At 53.1% G+C, this 22,900-nt stretch carries 34 protein-coding genes and 3 pseudogenes; 29 read left to right on the top strand and 8 right to left on the bottom strand.

The features are described from left to right. The first annotated feature begins 1 nt into the window (after position 1). The 9 genes and pseudogenes from ACQ86N_RS26210 to ACQ86N_RS26170 all read left to right on the top strand — a co-directional run bounded on the left by ACQ86N_RS26210 (position 2) and on the right by ACQ86N_RS26170 (position 6,952). Positions 2-1,348, top strand: a complete 1,347-nt coding sequence (locus tag ACQ86N_RS26210; protein ID WP_431209627.1) for a DUF3863 domain-containing protein — start codon at positions 2-4, stop codon at positions 1,346-1,348. Between the two features lie 2 nt (positions 1,349-1,350). Next, a pseudogene (locus tag ACQ86N_RS26205) lies at positions 1,351-2,423 on the top strand (DUF3863 domain-containing protein); the annotation flags it as partial. Positions 2,424-2,480: 57 nt separating this feature from the next. Then, positions 2,481-2,741 carry a DUF3864 domain-containing protein gene (locus ACQ86N_RS26200; RefSeq protein ID WP_431217603.1) on the top strand — a complete coding sequence of 87 codons (261 nt, stop codon included), beginning with the start codon at positions 2,481-2,483 and terminating at the stop codon, positions 2,739-2,741. 276 nt (positions 2,742-3,017) lie between these two features. Then, positions 3,018-3,254, top strand: coding sequence for a hypothetical protein (locus ACQ86N_RS26195; RefSeq protein WP_431209626.1), 237 nt, complete (start codon positions 3,018-3,020; stop codon positions 3,252-3,254). An 18-nt stretch (positions 3,255-3,272) separates the two neighbouring features. Then, positions 3,273-3,659: a hypothetical protein gene (locus ACQ86N_RS26190; protein WP_431209625.1), complete on the top strand. Its 387-nt coding sequence runs from the start codon at positions 3,273-3,275 to the stop codon at positions 3,657-3,659. A gap of 176 nt (positions 3,660-3,835) precedes the next feature. Next, positions 3,836-4,144 (top strand): RNA recognition motif domain-containing protein, encoded by a 309-nt coding sequence (locus ACQ86N_RS26185; protein ID WP_431209624.1) that lies wholly within the window; start codon positions 3,836-3,838, stop codon positions 4,142-4,144. Positions 4,145-4,182: 38 nt separating this feature from the next. Further along, positions 4,183-4,632: a cold-shock protein gene (locus tag ACQ86N_RS26180; RefSeq protein ID WP_431209623.1), complete on the top strand. Its 450-nt coding sequence runs from the start codon at positions 4,183-4,185 to the stop codon at positions 4,630-4,632. A gap of 56 nt (positions 4,633-4,688) precedes the next feature. After that, a complete protein-coding gene (locus ACQ86N_RS26175; RefSeq protein ID WP_431209622.1) occupies positions 4,689-5,768 on the top strand; it encodes a fatty acid desaturase in 1,080 nt (359 codons plus the stop codon). Positions 5,769-5,779: 11 nt separating this feature from the next. Then, positions 5,780-6,952: a PQQ-dependent sugar dehydrogenase gene (locus tag ACQ86N_RS26170; RefSeq protein WP_431209621.1), complete on the top strand. Its 1,173-nt coding sequence runs from the start codon at positions 5,780-5,782 to the stop codon at positions 6,950-6,952. On the opposite strand, the gene ACQ86N_RS26165 is transcribed toward ACQ86N_RS26170, so the two are convergent. Further along, entirely contained in the window at positions 6,912-7,382 is a 471-nt protein-coding gene (locus tag ACQ86N_RS26165; protein WP_431209620.1) for an SgcJ/EcaC family oxidoreductase, read from the bottom strand. The two genes, ACQ86N_RS26170 and ACQ86N_RS26165, sit on opposite strands and share 41 nt — an antisense overlap. Positions 7,383-7,557: 175 nt before the next feature. Here ACQ86N_RS26165 and ACQ86N_RS26160 point away from each other — a divergent pair, with 175 nt between their 5' ends. Further along, a complete protein-coding gene (locus ACQ86N_RS26160) occupies positions 7,558-7,965 on the top strand; it encodes a hypothetical protein (RefSeq protein WP_431209619.1) in 408 nt (135 codons plus the stop codon). A 328-nt stretch (positions 7,966-8,293) separates the two neighbouring features. Beyond that, complete coding sequence (locus ACQ86N_RS26155) at positions 8,294-8,914, top strand: type 1 glutamine amidotransferase domain-containing protein (protein ID WP_431209618.1); 621 nt, start codon at positions 8,294-8,296, stop codon at positions 8,912-8,914. A 109-nt stretch (positions 8,915-9,023) separates the two neighbouring features. Here ACQ86N_RS26155 and ACQ86N_RS26150 read toward each other — a convergent pair whose 3' ends face one another. The 4 genes and pseudogenes from ACQ86N_RS26150 to ACQ86N_RS26135 all read right to left on the bottom strand — a co-directional run bounded on the left by ACQ86N_RS26150 (position 9,024) and on the right by ACQ86N_RS26135 (position 10,947). Then, the gene (locus tag ACQ86N_RS26150) at positions 9,024-9,752 is read right to left on the bottom strand and encodes a sigma 54-interacting transcriptional regulator (RefSeq protein ID WP_431209617.1); all 729 of its coding nucleotides are present in this window, start codon (positions 9,750-9,752) and stop codon (positions 9,024-9,026) included. 134 nt (positions 9,753-9,886) lie between these two features. Beyond that, positions 9,887-9,976: pseudogene (locus ACQ86N_RS26145) on the bottom strand (sigma 54-interacting transcriptional regulator); the annotation flags it as partial. Between the two features lie 22 nt (positions 9,977-9,998). Further along, a complete protein-coding gene (locus ACQ86N_RS26140; protein WP_431209616.1) occupies positions 9,999-10,334 on the bottom strand; it encodes an STN domain-containing protein in 336 nt (111 codons plus the stop codon). A 16-nt stretch (positions 10,335-10,350) separates the two neighbouring features. Further along, entirely contained in the window at positions 10,351-10,947 is a 597-nt protein-coding gene (locus ACQ86N_RS26135; protein WP_431209615.1) for a FecR family protein, read from the bottom strand. 1 nt (position 10,948) lies between these two features. Here ACQ86N_RS26135 and ACQ86N_RS26130 point away from each other — a divergent pair, with 1 nt between their 5' ends. After that, the gene (locus ACQ86N_RS26130) at positions 10,949-11,227 is read left to right on the top strand and encodes a hypothetical protein (RefSeq protein ID WP_431209614.1); all 279 of its coding nucleotides are present in this window, start codon (positions 10,949-10,951) and stop codon (positions 11,225-11,227) included. Between the two features lie 410 nt (positions 11,228-11,637). Here ACQ86N_RS26130 and ACQ86N_RS26125 read toward each other — a convergent pair whose 3' ends face one another. Then, the gene (locus ACQ86N_RS26125) at positions 11,638-12,159 is read right to left on the bottom strand and encodes an RNA polymerase sigma factor (protein WP_431209613.1); all 522 of its coding nucleotides are present in this window, start codon (positions 12,157-12,159) and stop codon (positions 11,638-11,640) included. 28 nt (positions 12,160-12,187) lie between these two features. Between ACQ86N_RS26125 and ACQ86N_RS26120 the strand changes: the two genes are divergently transcribed. From ACQ86N_RS26120 to ACQ86N_RS26095, 6 genes are all read left to right on the top strand, one after another. Then, the gene (locus tag ACQ86N_RS26120; protein ID WP_431209612.1) at positions 12,188-12,367 is read left to right on the top strand and encodes a hypothetical protein; all 180 of its coding nucleotides are present in this window, start codon (positions 12,188-12,190) and stop codon (positions 12,365-12,367) included. 294 nt (positions 12,368-12,661) lie between these two features. Beyond that, a complete protein-coding gene (locus ACQ86N_RS26115) occupies positions 12,662-12,829 on the top strand; it encodes an enoyl-CoA hydratase-related protein (protein ID WP_431209611.1) in 168 nt (55 codons plus the stop codon). Then, positions 12,808-13,044: a hypothetical protein gene (locus tag ACQ86N_RS26110; RefSeq protein ID WP_431209610.1), complete on the top strand. Its 237-nt coding sequence runs from the start codon at positions 12,808-12,810 to the stop codon at positions 13,042-13,044. The genes ACQ86N_RS26115 and ACQ86N_RS26110 overlap by 22 nt, the downstream gene beginning before the upstream one ends. After that, the gene (locus ACQ86N_RS26105; protein ID WP_431209609.1) at positions 13,016-13,192 is read left to right on the top strand and encodes a hypothetical protein; all 177 of its coding nucleotides are present in this window, start codon (positions 13,016-13,018) and stop codon (positions 13,190-13,192) included. Before ACQ86N_RS26110 ends, ACQ86N_RS26105 begins: the two co-directional genes overlap by 29 nt. 20 nt (positions 13,193-13,212) lie before the next feature. Beyond that, positions 13,213-13,488: a GlcG/HbpS family heme-binding protein gene (locus ACQ86N_RS26100; RefSeq protein ID WP_431209608.1), complete on the top strand. Its 276-nt coding sequence runs from the start codon at positions 13,213-13,215 to the stop codon at positions 13,486-13,488. Then, positions 13,473-13,619 carry a heme-binding protein gene (locus ACQ86N_RS26095; protein WP_431209607.1) on the top strand — a complete coding sequence of 49 codons (147 nt, stop codon included), beginning with the start codon at positions 13,473-13,475 and terminating at the stop codon, positions 13,617-13,619. The genes ACQ86N_RS26100 and ACQ86N_RS26095 overlap by 16 nt, the downstream gene beginning before the upstream one ends. Before the next feature lie 141 nt (positions 13,620-13,760). On the opposite strand, the gene ACQ86N_RS26090 is transcribed toward ACQ86N_RS26095, so the two are convergent. Together ACQ86N_RS26090 and ACQ86N_RS26085 are read right to left on the bottom strand one after the other, a co-directional pair. Continuing rightward, complete coding sequence (locus ACQ86N_RS26090) at positions 13,761-14,249, bottom strand: Lrp/AsnC family transcriptional regulator (RefSeq protein ID WP_431209606.1); 489 nt, start codon at positions 14,247-14,249, stop codon at positions 13,761-13,763. Then, a complete protein-coding gene (locus tag ACQ86N_RS26085) occupies positions 14,249-14,407 on the bottom strand; it encodes an Lrp/AsnC family transcriptional regulator (protein WP_431209605.1) in 159 nt (52 codons plus the stop codon). The genes ACQ86N_RS26090 and ACQ86N_RS26085 overlap by 1 nt, the downstream gene beginning before the upstream one ends. Before the next feature lie 291 nt (positions 14,408-14,698). Here ACQ86N_RS26085 and ACQ86N_RS26080 point away from each other — a divergent pair, with 291 nt between their 5' ends. The 11 genes and pseudogenes from ACQ86N_RS26080 (at position 14,699) to ACQ86N_RS26030 (ending at position 22,793) form a co-directional block, all read left to right on the top strand. Beyond that, on the top strand, positions 14,699-14,926 hold the full coding sequence (locus ACQ86N_RS26080) for an aminotransferase class V-fold PLP-dependent enzyme (protein WP_431209604.1): 228 nt from the start codon (positions 14,699-14,701) through the stop codon (positions 14,924-14,926). After that, the gene (locus tag ACQ86N_RS26075; protein ID WP_431209603.1) at positions 14,889-15,383 is read left to right on the top strand and encodes a cysteine desulfurase family protein; all 495 of its coding nucleotides are present in this window, start codon (positions 14,889-14,891) and stop codon (positions 15,381-15,383) included. Before ACQ86N_RS26080 ends, ACQ86N_RS26075 begins: the two co-directional genes overlap by 38 nt. Positions 15,384-15,409: 26 nt before the next feature. Continuing rightward, positions 15,410-15,730: pseudogene (locus ACQ86N_RS26070) on the top strand (aminotransferase class V-fold PLP-dependent enzyme); the annotation flags it as partial. 130 nt (positions 15,731-15,860) lie between these two features. After that, the gene (locus ACQ86N_RS26065) at positions 15,861-16,532 is read left to right on the top strand and encodes a sulfite exporter TauE/SafE family protein (protein WP_431209602.1); all 672 of its coding nucleotides are present in this window, start codon (positions 15,861-15,863) and stop codon (positions 16,530-16,532) included. Between the two features lie 271 nt (positions 16,533-16,803). Next, positions 16,804-17,877 (top strand): saccharopine dehydrogenase C-terminal domain-containing protein, encoded by a 1,074-nt coding sequence (locus tag ACQ86N_RS26060; protein ID WP_431209601.1) that lies wholly within the window; start codon positions 16,804-16,806, stop codon positions 17,875-17,877. 5 nt (positions 17,878-17,882) lie between these two features. Then, entirely contained in the window at positions 17,883-18,485 is a 603-nt protein-coding gene (locus ACQ86N_RS26055) for a DUF1338 domain-containing protein (RefSeq protein ID WP_431209600.1), read from the top strand. Positions 18,486-18,502: 17 nt separating this feature from the next. Next, positions 18,503-18,778 carry a 2-oxoadipate dioxygenase/decarboxylase family protein gene (locus tag ACQ86N_RS26050; protein ID WP_431217602.1) on the top strand — a complete coding sequence of 92 codons (276 nt, stop codon included), beginning with the start codon at positions 18,503-18,505 and terminating at the stop codon, positions 18,776-18,778. 347 nt (positions 18,779-19,125) lie between these two features. Continuing rightward, the gene (locus ACQ86N_RS26045) at positions 19,126-19,716 is read left to right on the top strand and encodes an RNA polymerase sigma factor (RefSeq protein WP_431209599.1); all 591 of its coding nucleotides are present in this window, start codon (positions 19,126-19,128) and stop codon (positions 19,714-19,716) included. A gap of 50 nt (positions 19,717-19,766) precedes the next feature. Next, positions 19,767-20,876 carry a FecR family protein gene (locus ACQ86N_RS26040; protein ID WP_431209598.1) on the top strand — a complete coding sequence of 370 codons (1,110 nt, stop codon included), beginning with the start codon at positions 19,767-19,769 and terminating at the stop codon, positions 20,874-20,876. Positions 20,877-21,010: 134 nt separating this feature from the next. Then, a complete protein-coding gene (locus tag ACQ86N_RS26035; RefSeq protein WP_431209597.1) occupies positions 21,011-21,511 on the top strand; it encodes a hypothetical protein in 501 nt (166 codons plus the stop codon). Then, positions 21,471-22,793 (top strand): TonB-dependent receptor plug domain-containing protein, encoded by a 1,323-nt coding sequence (locus ACQ86N_RS26030; RefSeq protein ID WP_431209596.1) that lies wholly within the window; start codon positions 21,471-21,473, stop codon positions 22,791-22,793. The genes ACQ86N_RS26035 and ACQ86N_RS26030 overlap by 41 nt, the downstream gene beginning before the upstream one ends. Positions 22,794-22,900 lie beyond the last annotated feature (107 nt).

Genomic DNA, 22,900 nt, shown 5'->3' with positions numbered 1-22,900 from the left:
TATGATAAAGATTGGTGTTTATTTATTGTTGGTGTTTTTCCCGGTGGAGTTTGTTTCGGCGCAGGCGGGTCCGGCGGTTCACACGCGTCCGGAGGGTGGATTGATGGGGAACCGGTTTTTGACGTTCAATTGTGTCATTCGCGTGAATCAGATAGAGGTGTCGAGGGACAGGAATGTGGGGGAGGATGAGCGGAGTCTGCATACGCCCCAGCGGGTGGAAAATTTTCGTCGGGCCGTTGCGAAGGGGTTCCCAGGTGCGAAGATGACCTGGGCCCTTAGCTGGCTGGCATTGCACGATAGTACTGCGAACTATGTGGGTATAAGAAGGTTGGTGGCGGGTTATCATGATCAGTATGGGGATGAGGTGACTTTTATTCCCGGGGCTTATTTCGCGAATGCGTATAATTCCGCGGAGCAGGTGAATAGGGATCTGCATGAGGGTTTGGCCGCGGTGGAGAAGATGGTGGGGCATGGATACCGGCCGCTGAGTATCGTTGCCGGATTTTTGTCGGCGAAGAATCAGGAGTATCTGGCGAAAGTGGAGGGAATACATGTGTGTCAGGCGAATATCTGGAGTCAGTATTCGATAGACAACCAGGATGGGGATGGGAGTGTGAGTTATCCTTTCTATCCGTCGCTGGAGCATTTTTGCAAGCCGGCGCAGGGGGCTGCCGACTTTGTGGACTGTGTAAACCTGGACGGGTGGACGGTGGATTTTCTGGCGGGGCGGCGTGCGGGTTTTGCGGGTGGGTTCAATTCGCGGATGGGGGTTGGGCCGATCGAGACGCTGGGGAAGTATGGGGTGAAGGTTGGGTTGGAGGAGATGATGCATACGACGGCGATCCATTTCGACAGGGGGTATGAGCTGAATGGTTTTGCGTGGGTGACGAACTGCTGGGAGCTTTCGTTGCCTTATGATGCTTCGGATATCACGCTGTGGCTGGAGGCTGTGCGTAAGCGCTGGCCGGGGGTGAAATGTATTACGCAGGGGGAGTTTGGGATGGTCTGGAGGAAGCATTTTTCTTCGAATAGTTGGGACTACCGATTTGATGAGGTGGGATCGGGGATCGGAGGGTCGGATAAGGATAAGCGGATCCGGTGGTTTATGAATAAGGATTTCCGGCTGGCGTTGTTGGGTTCTGTCAACGGGGACAGCGTGAAGGTGATCGATCTTACGCGCTATGATCTGCCGGCGAAGGAGCCGGTGTCGGGGAGTACGAGGAACTGGAGTTTGCTGGGAGAGATCAATCAGAAGGGGATCAGGCCGCAGGATAAGCCGGTTGAGTTGAGTGAGTTGCCTGCGGGGGATCGGGCGATCATTTTGAAACATTATCATGAGCTGAAGTAATTATGGAAAGAAGATCGTTTTTAAAGTTATCGGGGGCGGGGTTGCTGGGAGGGTTGGTGACAGGGGTTCCGGATTTCGGGCCGGCGCCGGTGGAATTGATGGGACGACGGTTTGTTACGTTCTGCATTATGATCCGGGTAACGCCGTGGGAGGTATCGAGGGATGTGAAGCTGCATCCGAGGGATGAGGCCAACTGGCATACGCTGGAAGGCGTGACGGCGATGCGGGACGCGTTTGCGCTGAATAATCCGGGCGGGAGGCTGACCTGGGGGTTTACGATGAATGCGCTGGAGGATAAGCGAAAGAATTATGTAGAGATCAGGGAATATGCGGCGTCCTGTCAGGCGAAGTATGGCGATGAGGTGACGTATTTTCCCGGTTATTTCCCGGCGATGTATCTGCCGCGGGAGCGGATCAATAAAGAGATGACGGAGGCGATCCAGACCATCTCTCATTTTGCGGGGGTGGGTATCGGCCTCAGTCGGTGATCGGCGGATTTTTGCCCGCGGATAGTCTCCGGTATCTGGCGGAGAAGGAGGGGATCCATGTGGCGCAGGCGGTGATCTGGAGTCAGCACAATATCGACGGGGGTGGGGCGGATGGTTCGCCTTCGTATCCTTATTATCCGTCGAAGGAGCATTTTTTGAAGCCGGGGCAGGGGGCCGCCGATCTTGTCGACTGCGTGAATCTGGACGGCTGGACGGTGGACTTTATCTGTGCGAGGCAGAGCGGGTCGAACGGGCACGAGATCACGGGGTACAATAGCCGCCGGGGTGTGGGGCCGATAGAGACGTATACGGGTTGGGGCCTGGACCTTGGCAACAGGGAGGTGATGCATACGACTTCCATTCATTTTGATAAGGGGTTTGAGCTGAATCGGTTCGGGTGGGTCACGAATATCTGGGAGGCGCAGTTGGTCGCTGAGTTCGGGAGAGAGTTTATATGCAGTGCTTTGAAGATGTGGGTGGGGGATACGCTGAAACGGTGGCCGGACACGCGGTTTGTAACGTTTGGGGAGTTTGGAGAGATCTGGAGGAGGCATTACAAGAGCAATGATTCGTTGAACTACCGGTTTGTAGAGAGGGGCTGTGGGTTGGGGGATTCGTATAATAATCTCGAGATCCGGTGGTTTATGAATAAGGCGTTCCGGCTGGCGTTGTTGCATGACTGGCATCGGAAGACGGTGCCGCGGGTGATCGACTTTACCCGTTATGATCTGGCGGTGCGTGAGCCGGGGGATGCGTATCCGGATAAGCCGATCAAGGACTGGAGTTTGATCAACCGGATCAATCAAAAGGGGTTGAGGGTGGAGGATAGTCCGGTGGAGTTAAGGGAATTGAAGGATGAGGAAAAGGAGTTGATTTATCGATATTGTCCGGAGTTGAAGGGTTAGGGGAAGAGTTTTCCATTTTTATCGTTTTTGTCTGTTGACCGTTGTTCCATTGGAGGTTTAGAAAGTATGTTCCAGTGGGCAGCGGTGTCATGTCTGTGCTGATCTAGTTGCTGCCGGTGTGTAGGGCGGTGATATGGCCGAGGGTTCTTGCTCGATAGCGGATAGTGGGCCTGGCGCGAGCGATGAGCAACTGCGGGCTTTGTATGATGAAACGGCGCCGAGCGGCGCGGAGTTTATTTTGTGTATAGCAACCGGATAGGGGGTATATTGCAAGTTATGGAAGAAACTGTTGAAATTCCGGTGACCGTCCGGGGTGTAGAACGGACTTTTGCGGGCAGGGTGCAGGCCTGGCGATATGGGTTGAGGATACTGGTGGATATTGACGGGACGGAGGTGGTGCTTGAGCGGGATGATGCGGGGGAATTTAGGGCGATACTGCCGGAAGGGTTTGTGGGGAAGTCGCCTGATAAGGAAGTGGTTAATGCCATCATTGGGGTGTTGGAATCGTTGTAGGGGTTAAAATTTTGTTGTATGAAGAAGTTCGTCTATCTGGTTCCTTTTTTGATCGTTGCGGCGGTCTGTGTTTACACGTCGATTTTGTTCATGAAGGGCGAGTACCTCGCGAACTGGAAGCATTACGTTGCGATTGCCCTGGTGGTGGTAAACGGGGTTCTTTACTGCTTCAACCGCCGGGTCGCTGTGCTGACGACGGGATTGATTCTTTTTGCAGCGACCTTTGACCTGGTCGAGCTTTATGCCGAGACGAATACCGTGGCGATGCGAATTTTTGGACGGTCGACGCCGGATATCGAGTGGAAGTCATTGTTGGTGCTCCTTTTATGGGGTGGTCTGAATCTTGATTATTTTATTGAGTGGCGGCTCGATGTCAGAGAGGCCAAAGGGAGAGACAGGAGATAGTCCCGGGAGGGGGAAAATTTGGGTTTTTAAGGGAATCTTGGCTGTTTTTTCTCTATTAAAGCCTATCTTCACCGGGCCTATTTGAGCCTCGCACATAGTACGGAAATAATTTCAGCACGGCATTCTTACTTTTTGCTTCTCTCAGGTGTCTTTGTTATATATTAAATAATTGTAGTATGAATATTTATGTTTCTAATTTAGCCTTTAATGTTCAGGATGAAGATCTTAGGGAATTCTTCACGCCTTACGGGGAAGTAACTTCCGCCAGGATCATCATGGACAAGGCGACGGGTCAGTCGAGGGGATTTGGTTTTGTGGAGATGAATGATGACGCCGCGGCCAGGAAGGCGATCGAAGAGCTGAATAATGCGACTGTTGAAGGCCGTAATATTCGGGTGACTGAAGCCAGACCAAAGGAAGAAAGGCCTTCCCGCGGCGGTAACAGCGGCGGTGGCGGCGGATACAAGAAAAACAACCGGTGGTAGTCATCTACTCCGGGCATCGTTGAAACAAATAATAATCTATGGCGAGATCTAACGGGATGTCCAACAAGCGGGAGAAAGAAAAGCAGCGTCAGAAAGAAAAGCAGGAGAAGCGTGAAAAGATGGAAGAGCGCAGGGCCAGTCAGACTAAGGGAAAATCCTTAGACGATATGATGGCTTATATCGACGAGAATGGAAATATCACGTCCACCCCGCCGGACCCTGAAAAGAAGAAAGTTTTCAATGCGGAAGACATTGAAATAGGAGTGCCCAAACACAGGGAGGTCGATGAAGATCCCATGAAGGAGGGTAAGATCGATTATTTTAATGGTTCGAAAGGTTTCGGGTTCATCATCCAGAATGATGGTGAAAAGATCTTTTTCCATATTAATCAAACCACCTATCCGGTAAGGGAAGGTGATGTCGTGAATTATACTGTAGAGCGGGGACCGAAGGGGTACAATGCTGTCGGTGTTGCGAAGAAAGCATAGTAGCCGGTGTTAAGAGGCCTTATCTGATCAAAATAATCCAATATCAATCAAGCCATATGGTTAAAGGCAATTTCATTGACGACCTTCTTTACAAGCCCTCCTACGGATGGAAAGACCAGGATAACGCCCTGGTCATTCCTACTAAAAAGCAGCTGTGGGCTGAGGCCTTCTCCCGGATCAATATCTTCAGGACGCAGAAGAACTGGATATCTTTTGTCAGTCTGATGATGCTCGCGGGGCTGGTTCCTTTCTTTGTCCTGTTCATTTCCAAGTATTTTTCCTGGTATCTGATCATTGCTATCGTTGTGTACAGCATGGTGATCATGGGTACTCACGGTACTATTTGGTTTCACCGGTACTGCACGCATAAGTCGTATGCTTTCAGCCATCCGGTGTGGCGTATCATCACGCAAAACCTTGTGATAAAAACGGTACCGGAAGAGATTTATGTCGTTTCGCACCATGTTCATCACTGCAAATCGGATGAGCCCGGTGACCCCTATAACGCGAAGGCGGGGTTCTGGTACTGCATGCTGGCGGAATACAATCACCAGCGGATATCGCCCGATCTGAGCGAAGACGCCTATAAAAAGGCGGTGCGTTTTATGGATCATACGGGTGTTCAGCTGAATTCTTACGAGCAGTATAAAAAATGGGGTTCTATCGCGTCTCCAGGTTATACGATCCTGATCTGGATCTTAAACTGGAGCTTCTGGTATTTTATCTTTTCTTGGATCGGCGGTCCCGCGCTGGCCTGCGCCTTGTTCTCGGCGGCCATGTTGTGGTTTACGTTCATCAGGGCCTTTAACTATGCCGGGCATGGCGGAGGGAAGGAGAAGCACCGGGAGGGGATCGATTTCGACCGGAGTAATCTTTCTATCAATCAGTCCCGACCCGGGTTGTTGGCGGGGGAGTGGCATAACAATCACCATTTGTTCCCGGGCAGTGCACGGTGCGGGTTTCTTCCCGGGCAGCTGGACCTGGCGTGGGTGTATATTTATTCGTTGCGTCGGCTGAGGATGGTTGCGTGGTATAAGGATTCGAAGAAGGAGTTTTTGAAGAAATATGTTTCGGAGGGAGGTATTGGAGGGGCTCTGACGGGGGATGCGTATAATAGTAGTTTTACGGGTGAATAAAAATCTATTTTATGCAGCGATTGCTTTTGCTGGCGGGGATGCTGTTGTGCGGGCACGAGGCCCTGTGGGCGAACTATCAGAACGGGGGTGGTAAGGATAGCCTGCCGCCGGTAGAGACGAAGCCGGGGTTTGCCGGGTATAAGCCTGCGTTTGCGGGGCAGACGAGGGTTGCCGGAGCGAAAACGGTCACGCCCTATAAGGTGGAGAAAATTGCCAGTGGGCTTGGGAATCCTTTTGCTATCGTGGTAATGCCCGATAGCAGGCTGATGGTGACCCTGAAATCGGGTACGATGGAAATCCGTGACAAGGACGGGGGATTGGTGAAGAAGATCACCGATCTGCCGGAGGTGGTATATGCGGGACAGGGTGGATTGCTGGACGTCGTGTTCGATCCTAATTTTACGAGCAACCGGCTGATGTACTGGAGTTATTCCGAGAAATACGAAGGTGGAGTCGTTACCGCGGTGGCGAAAGGGAAGTTGAACGAGATCGCGGGTAAGGTCGACAATGTCAGCGTGATCTTCCGCGCGACGCCGGCGACGAAGGGCAACCTGCAATTCGGTTCGAGGCTGGTCTTCGACAAGAAGGGAGAGCTTTATGTCAGCGTGGGAGAGAAGTTTGCGCCGGAGATCCGTGTACAGGCGCAGTCGTTGAGTTCGTATCTTGGGAAGATCATCAAAATAAAGAAAGATGGGAAACCGGAGATCGTATCGTACGGGCATCGGAATCCTGAGGGCCTGGATATCAATCCGGCGACCGGCGAGCTATGGGAATCCGAGTTCGGACCGCACGGTGGGGATGAAATCAATCTGATCCGGCAGGGGAAGAACTATGGCTGGCCGGTGATCAGCTATGGTCTGGAGTATTCCAACGACAAAGTAGGGAATGGTATTCAGCAGAAGGCGGGTATGGAGCAGCCGGTGTATTACTGGGACCCGGTCGTCTCGCCGAGTGGCATCTGTTTCTATAACGGGACGGCTATTCCAGAGTGGAAGAACAATCTGTTCGTCGCCTGTCTCAGCGGCCAGCATGTGGACCGATTGATCATCCGGAATGACCGGGTGGTAGGGGAAGAGAGACTTCTCACTGACAAGAAGCAGCGGTTCAGGGACGTGGCCTACGCCAATGATATACTTTATGCGATCACGGATGATGGGGATATTTACCGGATCGTTCGGCAATAACCTGGGATAGTTGTCTGGTTATATTCTCCACTAGTTGCGGCCTGCCGTGGAATTGCGCGGGCGTGTTCTGAAACAGCGCAATCTTCCATTCTCCTTTTTCTCTAACGGCGATGAGTGACTGAATTGCATTCACTGAGGGATTGATGGTATCTTTTCCCGGGGGGATCATTCCGGCGATGGCCCGCAGGAGGGCGCAGTCGTTGCTGAGGAAGCGTACTTCCTCGACTTTCCATACATATGCTGCGGTTTGATGGTTGGCGAAGACGTGCGAGAGTTCGGATTCGATTGCTGCGGCGCCGTTCATCTGGCTGCCGTCGAAGCCGATCGTGTTGCCGTCGGGCAGGAAGAGGGAGGCCATGCCATGGGCATCTGCATGGTTCCAGCAGGTGAGGAGGATGGAGTGGAGGGATTCGATTGGTGCGTTTTCCATGGTAATTAGCGGAGAAAAAACTATGCCAGGGAGGGTAGCGAGGGAGGTTAATTGTTTAAAAACCAATTTGTTGGACTTTTGGTTAACAAGAGTGGATAAGTGCGTAACAAAAAATTAATAATAAAATAATACATTTATCGACGAAAAAGCGTTATTAACCCAAAGCCTAACCAAATTGAAATCGAAATTACCTTACATTCTGATCGCGGAAGAAAGCGAAAATGATCGTAACTCATTGGTTCAGGAGCTTGAAAGACATATTGTCTATGCAGCGATTGAACCGGTCGAAAGCAAGAGTGAATTGTTGAATGTCCTGGAGGACTGCAGTTGGTCGGAGTACCCGGCCATGGTTATTCTGAGCAATACCGACGATGGGTTTTCGGCCCGGGCAGTGGTTGATCGCATTATATCAAAGCCTTGTTTTTCAGACCTTAAGATAGTTGTAATGCAGGGGTCAGATAGTGAGCCCGTCGTGTATCCCGACTGTGTGCGGGTTGTGCAGCGACCTGTCGGCCGGTTCGAGCTGGAGGATATGGTTGCGCAGATCGACAAGGTATTGATCGAGGAACTGCAATTCTGTTAATACTTATAGCTAAGAATAAGACTGCCCCGCCGTTTGGCGGGGTTTTGTCGTTTGGTGTCTGTGGTGAGGTTGGCGGCGGGTGTGGGCGCGCGTCGCGGTGGGGCATTTACGCTTTCGGGGTTTGCCGTGGTTCGCAAAAATTTCGTGATTCCTCGAACGGGAGAAATTTTTTTTGTTTGTGTTGTGAGGTAATTGACTGGTAGATATTGATTTAGGAGATGGCATGTGATTGGTTTGGAGAAAGAAAAAAAACTATGGAATTCAAGAAAATTTTATTCGTGGTGACGAGCCATGACACGATGGGTAACACTGGGAGGAAGACGGGCATTTGGATCGAGGAGTTTGCGGCGCCGTATTTTTTTTCAAGGATGCCGGCAAGGAGATCACGATCGCCTCGCCGAAGGGAGGGCCGGCGCCCATAGACCCCAAGAGCAATGAGCCGGAGAACCAGACGCCTGCGACTGTCCGTTACTACAAGGATCCCGACACGATCAAACGACTGGCGAATACGGTGAAGCTGAGCAGCGTGGATCAAAAGGATTTCGACACTGTTTTTTATCCCGGCGGTCACGGGCCGATGTGGGATCTGCCGGATGACAAGGAGTCGATCCGGATACTGGAATCCTTTAACCGTGCGGGGAAGATCATGACGTTGATGTGTCATTCGCCTGTGGCGCTGAAGAATGTGAAGGGGGTGGATGGTGACTGGTTGATTCGGGGCAAGCGGGTGACGGCGTTTACGAATGGGGAAGAGTCGGAAGCGGAGTTGACGTGGGTCGTTCCCTTCCTGTTGGAGGACATGCTGCGTGGGCGGGGAGCGAATTACATGAAGGGGGAGAACTGGCTGCCTTTTGTGGTGAGGGATGGCAAATTAATTACTGGGCAGAATCCGGCGAGTTCGGTACTGGCGGCGCAGACGGTAACGGATGTGTTTGAAAGAATGAAATAAGTTCTGGCAGGTTGTTTTGGATTGTAGGGCCCCGGCAGGCGGGGCCCTTTTTTATGGTTGTTTCGTTCCTATAAATGTGGGACCAGCCGCCGCGGTCGAAGAAATAGTTCTAGACAGCGGGGCCTTCGTATCTCCGGCATTCATAGTCGTGTTTTTGTATGCCCAGTCGTTTGAGCTTCGACGCGAGGGTACTTGGAGGTATGCCCAGGAACTGGGCCGCGCCTTTGTAGCCGGAGACACGGCCGTTGCAGTACCGGAGCATATTGAGGATATGGTCGCGTTCGTTCTCTTCGATGGTCTTTATGACGAACTGGTTTTCGGAACGCCCGCTGGTGGTGATGAGGCGTTTGGTCGGGAGCAGGATCTGCTGGAGCGTTTCGCCGTCGGTCATGATGATGCTGCGTTCGATGGCGTGTTCCAGTTCGCGGATATTGCCAGGCCAGTCGTAGTTGATGATCTGGTCGAGGACGAATTTGCTGATGGATGCTATTTTCTTGCCTGTTTTTTGGGCGATCTTCCGGACAAAATGTTTGGCGAGCAGGGGGATGTCTTCGGGTCTTTCGCGCAGCGCGGGGAGATTGATCGGGAAAATATTCAGCCGGTAGTAGAGGTCGGGTCTGAATTTTCCTTCTTCGACCTCTTTTTCGAGGTCGCGGTTGGTGGCGGCGATGACGCGTACGTCGACTTTTATGGTGCCGCGGCCGCCGATGCGTTCGATCTCTTTTTCCTGGAGCGCACGCAGCAGCTTGCCCTGCAGTTCGAGCGGCAGTTCGCCTATCTCGTCGAGGAAGAGCGTGCCGTGGTGGGCCATTTCGAATTTGCCGATGCGGCGGTCCATGGCGCCGGTGAAGCTCGCCGCGTTCGTGGCCGAAGAGTTCGGACTCGACGAGGTTGGCGGGAATTGCGGCGCAGTTGACTTTGACCAGCTGGTTTGTCCTTGCGTGTGGAACCGTCGTGGATGGCGCGGGCGACGAGTTCTTTTCCGGTACCCGTCTCTCCCAGTATCAGTACAGTACTATAGGTCGGCGCTACGATCGAGATCAGTCGCAGGGTCTCCTGCATTCCGGGACTGTTGCCGATAATCTCAGAAGGCTGTTGGTGATCGGGCATGGTCGTAAGATTTTCGTTTTTCGGATGTTTTTTTGAGCATTACGTTATTGCCGATGATGCTGAATTCTATCGATGTTCCCTTGAAACATTTTTTCATTGTCTCCTGTATCGTGACGTTCCTGACGTCGATGGTGATCGTGATGTTTCGCAGGGCGTCGGGATCGTACAGGAATACGTATTTGGTTTGTTTTTCAATAGCAGCCAGCACTTTTTCCGGCGGCGAATTCTTTTCCTTCAGGGTGATCTGTCCGTACCCGTCGGCGCTTATTTGCAGTAGAGCCAGGAATAGCACCAGGGTTCTCCATTTCATAAGCCAGGTTTTTATGTCAGGAGCTAACGGTTATCGTCCTCCCTTCGATACTAAAATGCGCGCCAAAAAAGGAAAGTATGTTCAATGCCTCTGAAGCATTGATATTCCGGTACACTTTTCCTTTGAATGTCCTTTTTGTGATCTCTCCTTTATATATGATCTGTACGTCGTACCATCTTGCGAGTTCACGCATGACGGTCTTTATGTCCGCGTGGTCGAAATAAAAGTATCCGTTCTTCCAGGCCGTGGCTTCTTCGGTGTTGACCGGGGAAATTTTGAATGTGCTGTCATCGGGTTTGCTGGAAGCCTGCTGGCCGGGGGTAAGGACGGTTGAGGTATTTCCCTTTGATACGCGTATGCTGCCTTCTACGAGGGTGGTGTTGATCGCGGGTTCGTCTTCATAGGCGTTGACGTTGAACTGGGTGCCGATGTCTTCGATAGTCTGGTTTCGGACGGTGAGGCGGAAGGGTTGTTTGGCGTTGTGGGCGATCTCGAGGTAGACCTCGCCGGTCACCGTGACCTTTCTTTCCGTTGCGTTGAATGCTACGGGGTAGGTGATCGAAGAGGCTGCGTTGAGCCAGTGCCTTTGTACCGTCGGGCAGTTGTACCGCATAGTGCTCGCCGGGTCTTGTCGTCAGGGTATTGAAGAGGTTTGTTCTTTGTGGCTGGTCATGGCTGCTGTAGATGAGCAGGCCGTTGTGTGCGCTGATGATGGTGTTGTCCTGTCTGACCAGCTGGTCGGTGCCGGTACTGTCGAGTGGGACCGTTTTTCCGTCGATCAGGGTAAGGGTTGCTTTTGTGCCCGCCGGAAGAATATCGCCGGCCAGCGGAAGGTTTTCCGTCGGCTTTTGGGTCGGTCGTTTGCGGAAGACCAGGAACGCTCCGATGGATAGAATAATTAAGATCGAGGCGGCCGCGGCTATACGAGGCCAGAGTCTGACGGGGGACTTGATCACGGGGAGGTCTTCCTGTTCTTCCCGTAGCGGCCTTAAAATTTCCTCCCTGATCTTGTCATAGTCCGGCTGGCCCGGCATGTCCGGTTGGTCTTTTGCCGCCTCGATATACCGAGGCTTCAAGCAATGCTTCTTCTTCCGGTGTAGCATTTCCTTCCAGATACTTTTTTATCAATTGTTCGGCTCTTTCGTTTCCCATTAATCGTAATTATCCTGGTTATGGTAATAAGTAAGTTTTCCCGGGACGTTGTGTAATGCCCGATGGAAAAAAATTTAAAAAAAAATTGTAGGGGTTGATTGCTAATAGAAAAAAAGGTCGAATACGACACCGAGGCGGGAACGGAGAATTTTCAAAGCGTTGGACATTTGCTTTTTACGGTGTTGTCGGAGATATTCAGCCGGTCAGCAATCTCGCGGTAATTAAGGTTAGCTTTTCGGCTCAGTTCGAAGACCTCGCGCATCTTTGGGGGTAAAGCCGCGATCTCCTTCTCGATGAGCGCCTGCATTTGTTTTTCCCTGATCCGGTATTCGCCGCTGTAGTCATGTTTCTTAATGAAGTCTTCCAAAGAGGACAGGTAGTCGCTTCTGACCTTTTGCCGGTCGATAAGATTAAACACCTTGTACCGGACCAGAGCATAGAGATAAGCGGAGAGTGTAGTCTTTAATTCAAGGGTGGGACCGTCGAGCCAAAAGACCGAGAAGACATCCTGTACAAGGTCTTTGGCGTCTTCGTCATTCTGGACCATTTTCCTGGCGTGGTTGAACAGCAGGGCCCAGTAGCGATCGTAAATTTCCTCATAGGCGCTTTTTTGACCCTCTTTGAATTGGGCCAGCAGTTCGTAGTCGCTAAGAACGTCCGGGGTAGTTGTCATCTATGTTCAGACGAATGTACTTAAAACGGTGAGAACCACCAAAAAGGAAAATGGGTATATGGGCGTTGCGATGGGTCGCAAATTTGCGACGGGGACTGCGCTGGTTCGTGGCCATGATCAGGATGGAATATATCAAGTCGCTGATCTTTATCCTATTGAAAAATGGCATGAAAATTACCCATCGATTGAGTCAAAAATGAAGCTATGAGTAACAGACTTATTCTTTTAAAGAAGGAGACGCCTGCGTTGTGGCGGGTGGCGCTGAATAATCCGCCCGTCAACATCTTTGGTCCGAAGACGATCCCGCAGCTGAATGAGGTGATTACTGCTATTGAATCGGACGAGCAGTTGAAGGTGGTGATCATCGAGAGCGCCGTCGAGGGATTCTTTTTGACACATTATGATTTTTTATCTCCGGCGGAGGAGACGAACAGTTTGCCGCCGGGGCCTACGGGTCTGCTGCCTTTACCGGATATGCTGGTTCGGCTGAGCCGCGCGCTCTGTGGTGTCGATCGCGAAGATCAGAGGGCGTGCGACGGGTGTGGGGAGCGAACTGGCGCTGGCCTGCGACATGCGATTTTGCAGCCGGGAGAAGACGGTTATGGGCCATTTTGAAGTGGGGGCTGGGATCGTGCCGGGGGTGGGCCGATGGCGAGGCTGCCGCGGCTGATCGGGCGGGGCCGCGCGATGGAAGTATTTATGGGCGCGGATGATATCCCGGCGGATGTTTGCGAGCGGTATGGGTATGTGAACAGGGCGTTGCCGGACGCGGAGCTGGACGCTTTTGTCGACGGGCTTGCTTACCGGATCGCGGGGTTCGACAAGCGGGCGCTGAGCGAGACGAAGCGCTTTGTGGATGTGGCGAGTCTACCGACTGGACCATGAGGCCGGGGCGGAGATGATCGTGTGTTATGCGTCTATCGGGCGGCCGGAGGCGCAGCGGCGGATCGCACTGCTGCTGGAGCGGGGCCTTCACAAGGCGGGAGACGTGGAAACGAGGTTGGGCTATCGTGTCGGACAGTTGGGAAAATAAAATAAAAGCATAAATCATGAATGTTGACACTGGGACAGGCGAGGCGGCTATTGCCGCTGCAATGGAGAAAGGCGAAGCAGTTGAATCTGCTGATGAATATTGCGGTTTTTGATTCAGGTGTAAATCTGGTGGCGTTTGTCAGGATGGATGATGCGTGGCTTGGGGCGATCGATCTGGCGATGAAGAAGGCGAGGACGGCGAGGTACTTCAATATGGAAAGCTGGGGAGATTGGGAAGTTGTCGCAGCCGGGGGGACCGGCGTGGCAGATCGAGCAATCGAATGGTGGCCTTGGTAAGTTTTCCGGGCGGGATACCTTTGCGGAATAAGAATGGAGAGGTCGTTGGGGCGATCGGGGCGTCGGGGAGTACGGTGGAAAACGACCACGCGGTGGCGCAGGCGGGAGCGGATGCGGTGGAGGGCGGTTAGTCGCTTGTCAGGACTCGGCGGGAAAAACGGAAATACAGTTTTTGATTCCCCTGGATGCCCGTGAGGGGGCGGATGGCGTCGAAGGCGGCGCGGCGGTGGGAGTTGGAGGGGGCGGTGCCCTGCAGCGTGACGATGCCGTTTTTACCAGGATGCGGATGGGGAATTGGTTGATGACGGTGTTGAAGGCGGGGGGTATTGGAGATGGCATCCCTGATTGCAGAGTCGGAGGAAATATGCATGGTTATACTTTATTGTGCCATGTTGCAAAAGCCGTGCCGCGGGAGGGAGGAATGGATATGGCTGCGCGGTGGAATTTCCGTGCCCGGTGTTAGATAGGGAAGGCGGTTTCGCTTTGACGTCGGACAGGACGAAGTAGGACTGGACGGTGGAGATATTGGGGAGGGTCGCGAGTTTGTTGCGGTAGAAGTCGCGGTAGGCTTCCATGTCTACGGTGGCGATGCGGAGGATAAAATCGACGGTGCCGGTCATTTGAAAACATTCCATTACTTCGGGGAAGCAGGTGACGGTCTTTTCGAACTGGTCGAGGGTTTCTTTTGTGTGGTCGGTCAGCAGGACGTGGCTGAAAGCGATGAGTCCTCTTTCGAGTTTTCTTCCGTCCAGGATCGCCACTACTTTTTGATATAGCCCTGTTCCTTCAGACGTCTGATCCGTTCGTGTATCGTTGCTACAGACTTGTGTAGCTTGAACGCTATTTCTTTGTTGGTCAGGGAAGCATCCTGTTGCAGCAGGCGTAAAATCTGGAGATCTGTCGGGTCAAGTCCATGCATGGAGACAAAGGTATGGGAATTGATAATCGTGTGAAAATAAAGGATTGCGGAGGGGGAGCGGGGAGTAAGGGAGGATGATGGAGGTTGCGGGGGAAGCCGAAGGGATGACGGAGTGGGCCGAAGGGTGGAGGAGCGCCGGAAAAAAGGAAATATGCGGTAGGTTTGGGTATGGCCTGCCGGAAAATATCACTGGAAAAAGGCAAAAAGCCGGAAAATTTCCGGAAAAAATGCGATGTCTGGATCGAATCAACGGGTAAGGGTAGTTTTGGGCTCTATTATCCATCGATGCATATGAAACATCCCATTTATCTGGACAATGCGGCGACGACCGCGCTTAGCCCCGAGGCTCTTGAGGCCATGATGCCTTTTCTGACGGAATCTTTTGGTAATCCTTCCTCTATTTATTCCATTGGACGGTCGACGCGTGTAGCGGTCGAAATGGCCGAGGAAGACGGTAGCCCGTATTCTCGGGGTAAAGCCGATGAGTCTGTTCTTTACGAGCGGCGGCACGGAAAGTAATAACACTGCGATCCTTTCGGCGATCAGGGATCTGGGATGCACCAGCATTATCACCTCTCCGATAGAACACCACGCCGTCCTTCATACGGCCGAACACTATAGCCGGCAGTATGGGCTGCCGCTGGACCTGGTCGCGCTGGACGAGGAAGGGGTTGTGGACTATGCCGATCTGGAGCAGAAATTAAAGCAGCATCAGGAAAGCGGCAAAAAGCCGCTGGTGTCCCTGATGTATGCCAACAACGAGATCGGGTCGCTGCTGGACATCCAGCGTGTCGGGCTGCTGTGCCGGGAGTATGGGGCCATCTTCCATTCCGACTGTGTTCAGGCGGTCGCGCACTATCCTATCAATCTGTCGGAGAGTTTTGTCCATTTTATTTCCGCGTCCGGCCATAAATTTCATGGACCTAAGGGTGTGGGTGTTTTGTATGTGAATCCTTCTCTCGAGATAGCCCCCTGATACACGGCGGAAGCCAGGAGAGGAATATGCGCGCCGGTACGGAGAACGTATATGGTATTGTGGGCTTTGCCAAAGCGCTGGAGCTGGCGATGGCGGCTTATGAACAGGACCGCGCGCATATCGGCGGCCTGCGGGGGATGATGCGGGAGCTGTTGGTTCGGCATTTACCGGGGGTGCGGTTCAACGGTCCGGAGCAGGGTTTGTATACGGTGCTGAGCGTTTGTTTTCCAAAATCTTCCCGGTCGGAATCTTTGCTGATGGATCTGGACCAGGCGGGGATCTGTGTCTCGGGCGGCAGCGCCTGCACGAGCGGAGAGGCGGGCGGCTCGCATGTGATCAGGGCTCTGGCTAACAGAGAGGGTTGTACGACGGTACGTTTTTCCTTCTGCAAATACAATACTGCCGAAAGAGATCGAATACGCGGTCAATTTCCTACAGTCTGTACTCTCCCCGGAAAAGGCTGGGGTCGGCGTATAATTGCAGCTCTTCGGATATATCGCCTGTCTGCTGATCGGTGTTTCCCTTGGAAGCATCGGTGCGGGAGGCGGTATTCTGACTGTGCCGGTGATGGTGTATCTGTTCCATGTGCCGGTGGTGCTGGCGACTTCCTATTCTCTTTTTATCGTGGGACTGACGAGCCTGCTCGGTGCGGCTTCCAATTACCGGCAGTCCAATACCAATATTAAAGTAGCGGGACTTTTTTGTCTTGTTTCGGCCGGGATCGTGCTGGTCATCCGGTCGTGGCTGCTGCCTCTGATACCGAGCCGGTTGTTTGTTGTTAGGGGCGTCCCTGTGACCTGGTCGCTGGCGAGTATGTTGTTATTCGCCATACTGCTTTTTGTGTCGGCCGCGGTAATGATCCGCCGGCGTGAGGATGTTGCGGCTGCTGGAGGGGACGGGAATATTTTTCATCTGGTTGGGAGTGGGATCGTAGTTGGCGGAGTGACGGGTTTGCTGGGGGCGGGTGGTGGTTTTATTCTGATACCGTCGCTGGTGTTGCTGTTGAAATTTCGCGTGAAGGAAGCTATTGGTACTTCCCTGCTGATCATTGCGATCAATTCGTTGCTTGGATTTGGGATGGATCTGCGGCATATGCCGGTGGACTGGCATTTTTGGGATGGGTTACGTTGGTCGCGCTTGCGGGAATAGTACTGGGGATCGCCATTTCGTCGCGGGTTGAAGGCGGGCGGTTGAGGGTCGTTTTTGGGTGGTTTATGATAGGGATCGGGGCGATCGTCCTGGTGAAGGAGCTGTTTGGTTTTTTATCTATATTTACAGCGTGAACGTCTCGCTAAATATTTTTTGCGCATATCTCGCTTTTCTCAGGAGCGCGTGCGCCAATGTGCCCTAGTGGAGGGCTAAGGCCCGTGGTCGGGTCTGGTAAGTTTTCCTCTTTTTTTATTCTTAAAATTTTCCGATCATGCAAAAAGTTGCGGTGATTGGCCTGGGTAAGGTAGGCTCTTTAGTGGCTACGTTGCTCGGCCGGCAATTTTCCGTTACTGGTGTGGACGCCAATGCGCCGGCCAGTGGTTTTTCTTTTCCTGTGGTGAAGGGTAGTGTGCAGGACAGACAATTTTTAGATTCGCTGCTTGCGGGGCAGGATGCTGTGGTGTCCTGTCTGCCTTATCATGCAAATCTGCCGGTGGCGGAAGCAGCGCACCGGGCGGGTATACACTATTTCGATCTGACGGAGGACGTGCCGACGACGGCGGCGATCCGGAAGATGGCCGAGACTTCGAAGGGTGTGATGGCGCCGCAGTGTGGTCTCGCGCCTGGTTTTATCGGCATCGTGGGCGCCGATCTATGCAGGCGGTTTACGCGGCTGCGGGACGTGGAGCTGCGGGTAGGGGCATTGCCGAGTCATCCGAACGGGCAGATGGGGTATAGTTTCACCTGGAGTCCGGCGGGGGTGATCAACGAATATGTAAATGACGCGGAGATGATCCACAACGGGGTGAGGAAGATGGTACCTTCGCTGGACGGGATCGAGCAGATCAATATCGAAGGGCAGGAGTTCGAGGCATTCACTACCAGCGGAGGTCTTGGCACGTTGTGTGAGACGCTGGAAGGGAGGGTGGATACGCTGAATTATAAGACGATCCGTTATCCGGGTCATGCGAAGCTGATGCGGTTCCTGCTGTATGAGTTGTTGCTGAAGGACAAGCGGGAGCTGGTGGAGCAGATCCTGACGGAGGCCAAACCGCCGGTGGCGGAGGACGTGGTCTATGTATACGCGGTGGTGGAGGGCTGGAAGGAGGAACGCCTCGAAAGGGAGGAGTTCTATCAGGCCTATCATCCGTTGCTGATCGGCGGGCAGCGCTGGAGGGCGATCAGCTGGACGACGGCGGCTTCGGTGGCGGCTGTGGTTGAACTGGTGGCATCCGGCCGGTTGATCGGTCGGGGGTTCCTAAAACAGGAAGATATTCCGCTGGAGGCGTTGCTGGGGACTACCAGCGGGAGTCTATATACGCATTCTGAATCAAAAGCAAATTAATGCATATGAAGAACGTATTGGAAGGAGTATTGGACGGACTGATGCTGAGATACCGGGAACGGGTGCCTGAAGTCGCGGGTGTGGTCCGCGCGATGATTGAAGAGAAACTGATTGCTGGCGAAGGCGACATCGAGAATGACCATATCGCTTTCCGCAGTCTTGGGGTGCCGTTTTTGGGTATCGCTTCGCTGGAGAAGGTGTTTTTGCGTCTGGGCTGGGTTCGCCGGGACGCTTATCATTTTCCGGCCAAGAAGCTGGATGCGTACTGGTATGCTCCGCCGGAGCCGAAGTATCCGAGGATATTTTTGAGTGAGCTGCGGGTTGGTGATCTTTCATCGGCTACGCAGGAGGTGATCCGGCGGTATACGGGTGGATTGACTGCCGATCCGGTGGATGCGGTCGATTTGGATGATGTTTCCGCGATCGATCGTTTCTTACACAGCAGCAGCTGGGAGTTGCCGGGTCTTGGGGACTATGAGGCGTTGCAGGTGGAGAGTGAGTATGCGGCGTGGGTGATCTACAACCGGTATTATCTGAATCATTTTACTGTGAGTGTGCATAATCTGCCGGCGGGATATAATACTGTCGCGTCGTTCAATGATTTTTAGAGCGGCATGGGTTCCGGCTGAATGATTCGGGCGGGAAGATCAAGACGAGTCCGGACGGATTGCTGCTGCAGAGTTCGACGGTGGCGGGCCTGGTGGAGGCGGAATTTGCCGGTGGGGTGAAGAAGATGATACCCGGGTCGTATGTGGAGTTTGCGGAAAGGCGGGTGTTGCCGCAATATGCGGGCTTGCCGGCGGGTTCTATCGGGAGGGAGCAGCGGAGGGAAGGATTCGAGGCGGGGAATGCGGATAAGATCTTCGAGAGTACTTTTCTTAGTCAGACGGAAAGGGGTTAGCTCCGCGGTTCGGTGGATGGTTCTGTCTCCGGCCGGGGATAGTCGGGATGGCTGGGTGGGACGGTCCCCTGGACCGGGATTTGGTTGACCTGGGGGAGTTGTGGGCTCGGGATAGGTTGGGGGTTCCGGCATTGGGTCAGGGCGAATCTCGGGTGTCTGGCCCGGTGTTGGGATCTCCGATGGTTCTTTTGGTTTGTTCTTGTCTGGCATATAGTTAGATTGTTAATTGTTCATTTTAGATAGTGTTGCAATGGTTGTGCCATGACGTCACCGGTTCAGGGGGTCCTATTTGTCTGGGTTATCTTTCGATTAAGTTCATTAACTTCAGGCTGCGGATCTGCTGTTTTATGCAATTTGCTGCCGATATGAAGAATTTCTCTCCAACTGCTGACCTACCAAAACCGGCTGTTATCAGGGGTGGCGATCATAGCGCTTTCCTTGAGGCCTACAATCTGCTGCACAACAGGGTATTTCACTTTTATTTGAGACGGGTTTATCTGTTGGATACTGCGAAAGATCTGACTCAGCAGTGTTTTATCCGCCTCTGGCAATTCCGGCAGACTCTCTCTGATGAACATGCCCTCGATAAACAGGTCTTTATAATTGCCCGAACTCTGCTAATCAATCATCTAAAGAAAGAGGCCACGCGCCGGAAATTGCTAGTGCCGTCCGAGGAGGCGCTGGCGGCGGGCATGGTCGAGTCTCCTGCGGCCAGGCTGGAAGTCACGGACGAAGTGAGTGCGGCGCTGGAGAGTCTTCCTCCGGTACGAAGGAAGGTCATTATGCTAAAAGCGATATATGGCTGTTCCAATAAAGAGATCGCCTCTGAAATGCGGATTTCTGTCAAGACGGTGGAAGATCATGTAAGCAAAGCTTTTCGCCGTATCCGGCAGCTCGGTATAACGGTGCTGGTGCTCTGGCTGGGAAATCTTCACTAAAATTTTTTTCAGGGCAGGGGTAAACCTTCCCTTCAGCTGTACATATCTATATGCAGAAGCTATCGAACGAGCTCATCGAGAAGTTTTTAAGTGGGAACTGCACCGAAGAGGAAGCCGCGTTGGTATGGGGCTATCTGCGGGATCACCCGGATGAACCTCTCCTGCAACGGGAATTTGAGGAGGCCGATGGTGTATCAGAGCTTCCCCCGGGCTACCGGGAAGAGATGCTGGCATTTATTACAAAAAAGACAAGTGGAGGTAATGGCGTGGGGGTAGGGCATAGGGTTCTGCCGATGCTGAAATATGCCGTTGCGGCGGCGGTCGTTTTCTTTCTCGTCAGGTTGTGGGTGGTTGAAAAGGGGGTGAAAGAGGCTGTGCCTGTGACGCCGGGTGTTAGCGTCGTTGCGGAGACGGCGTGGATAGACCGGGATAACCAGGGGCAGCGGGATGAACTGGTGGCTCTGCCGGACGGTTCAAATGTGCGGCTTTCGCCCGGGGCCCGGCTTAGCTATCTCAGGGGATTTGGTTCTACGGCGGACCGGGATGTGCGGCTGGTCGGAAAGGCATTTTTTGACGTGGCGAAGAACGACCGGCGGCCTTTTATTCTTCACAGCGATGGTCTCGATACGAAGGTGCTCGGCACGACGTTCGATCTCAGCGCCAGTCCTCACAGTGACAAGATAAAGGTCCGGTTATTTACCGGGAAGGTACTTGTTTCGCTGGCGGATGAGCCGGCCGGGGAAGGCGGGAGAGAGTACACCCTCTCTCCGGGTGAGGAGCTGGTCTTTAGCAGGAAAAGTCGCAGTGTGGCGATCAACGGCCCTGTCCGGCATCGGGCGGAGAATGGGGTGGCGGCTGCGCGGCAGGTGCATCCCGATTCGATCTCCAACTGGTATATGTTCAATAATCAGACGCTGGCGGAGGTATTCGATCAGCTGTCGGCGATCTACAATACAGATATCGATTATTCTCCTGAGGAGTTACGGCATAAATATTTCATTGGGAAACTGGAAAGAAGGGATTCTCTGGGTGAGACCCTGCATGATATTGCGCTGTTAAACCACTTATCCGTGATCAGCCTGAACGGCAAATATATTGTCAGGAAGGCCGAAGCCTTAATCTTTTGCATACGGGATAAAAAATGCACCGCGGGGCGGTGAAGGGATTCTTTTTCTTAAACACTGAAAAAACTACGTTATGGGAAAAAAGCTACTAACATGGCTATTGTTGTTATGCCTTGGGTGGTCTGTTCAGGCGCAGGATCGCACGGGCAGTGTCACCGGCATTGTCCGAAATGAGCAGGGGGACCCGATCGCCGGTGTCACGGTGCTGGCGACCAATCACGAGACCGGACTTTCTTCCGGTACACAGACTGATTCGGGGGCTGTTCAATTTTGCAAGGCTTCCTGTAAAAGGCAAGTATAGTTTTACCTTCAGCGGTGTAAGTTTTCAACCGCAGACATTGTCGGGTTATGTGCTGAAAGCGGATGCTTCCACTTCGATCATTGTAAAGATGAAGAGTCAGGCGGGCTCGCTAAGTGAGGTTGTCGTGGTTGGCTATGGTACGCAGAAGAGGGCGAATCTGACCGGTGCTGTTGCGCAGGTCAGCGGCGATGTGCTGGACAGGCGGAGTATGCCCAATATGACGCAGGGGCTTCAGGGATTGATCCCCAACCTGAATCTGACGCCGGCGGACGGCAAGCCTATATCGTCCGCTACCTATAATATTCGGGGGGCGACATCGATCGGGCAGGGTGGGGCAAGCGCTGGTGCTGATCGACGGGGTACAGGGTGATCCGAGTCTGCTGAATCCGAACGACGTGGCGAGCGTCACGGTGCTTAAGGATGCGGCTTCCGCGGCGATATACGGAGCGAGGGCCGCTTTTGGGGTGGTGCTTATCACGACTAAGGTTCCGGCCAAGGGCAAGACGTCGATCAACTATTCTTCGAATTATTCTGTCAAGGCGCCTACCTATATTCCGAAGATCGAGTCCAATGGCTATAAGTATATGCAGATGTTCGACTCGGCGTGGACGGGGTGGAACGACTATTCGCAGATACCCGCGGGGGTGAATAAGACGCAGCCGTTCAGTCAGGCCTATCTGACGGAGTATGCGAAGCGTAATGCGGATCCCAGTCTGCCGAAGGTGGATGTAGGTTCCAACGGTCAGTATGTGTATTATGGTAATACGGACTGGTATGCTCTCCTTTATAAGAAGCGGAATGCGGCCATCGACCAGAACCTGTCGCTCTCGGGGAGCAGCGGCAAGGCCAGTTTTTATATAACGGGCCGGTACTATGGGCAGGACGGCATTTTCCGGTATAACTCGGACGACTATCATATGTACAACCTGACTGCCAAGGGGACGATCGAGGTGCTGCCGTGGCTGCAGGTATACAACTATACGCAGTATACGTCGAGGGATTATCATAACCCTCTCAACGTGGGCGAGGGTGGCGGTATCTGGAGAAATATGGCGGACGAGGCGCATCCGTCGTCGATGCTTCAGAATCCGGATGGAACGCTGACCTTTTCGGCGGCGTATACGGTGGGCGATCTTTTCTACGGAAAGAACGGGATCAATCTGAAGAACCAGGTATTCCGCAATACGACGGGTTTCGCCGCGAAGTTCATGGACAATCATCTTCGTATCAAGGGCGATCTCACTTATCAGAATACCGATTCAGGGGCCAGACAGATAAGGGTACAGGTGCCGTATAGTGTTACGCCGGGTGTGATCGCGTATGTGGGAACGACGACCAACGATCTGCAGATGGCTTCGGCCAAAACGCAGTATCTCGCGACCAATATCTACGGCGAGTATGAAAATATGTTTGGCGAGAACCACTATTTCAAGGCGCTGGTAGGGTATAACTATGAACAGTCGGTGTACAATAATTTCAGCACGCAGCGTAACGGTCTTGTGTACAGCAATGCGACAGATCTCAACCTGGCGGTGGGGCAGAATATTACCACGGCCGGGGGTTATGACAAGTGGGCGATACTGGGAGGTTTCGGCCGGTTGAACTATGCGTTCAAGGACCGTTATCTGCTGGAAGCTGGATGCGCGGTATGACGGGTCGTCGAAGTTTCCTGCCGATCAGCACTACGGATTCTTCCCTTCTGTGTCTGCGGGATGGCGGCTGGCGAAGGAAGCATTCTGGCATGTGGATCCCATGGCGA

This window comes from Puia sp. P3, from assembly GCF_050632245.1.
Classification (GTDB): domain Bacteria; phylum Bacteroidota; class Bacteroidia; order Chitinophagales; family Chitinophagaceae; genus Puia.
The sequence above is the reverse complement of the archived record's forward strand: the minus strand, read 5'-3'. Positions and strand labels throughout refer to the sequence as shown.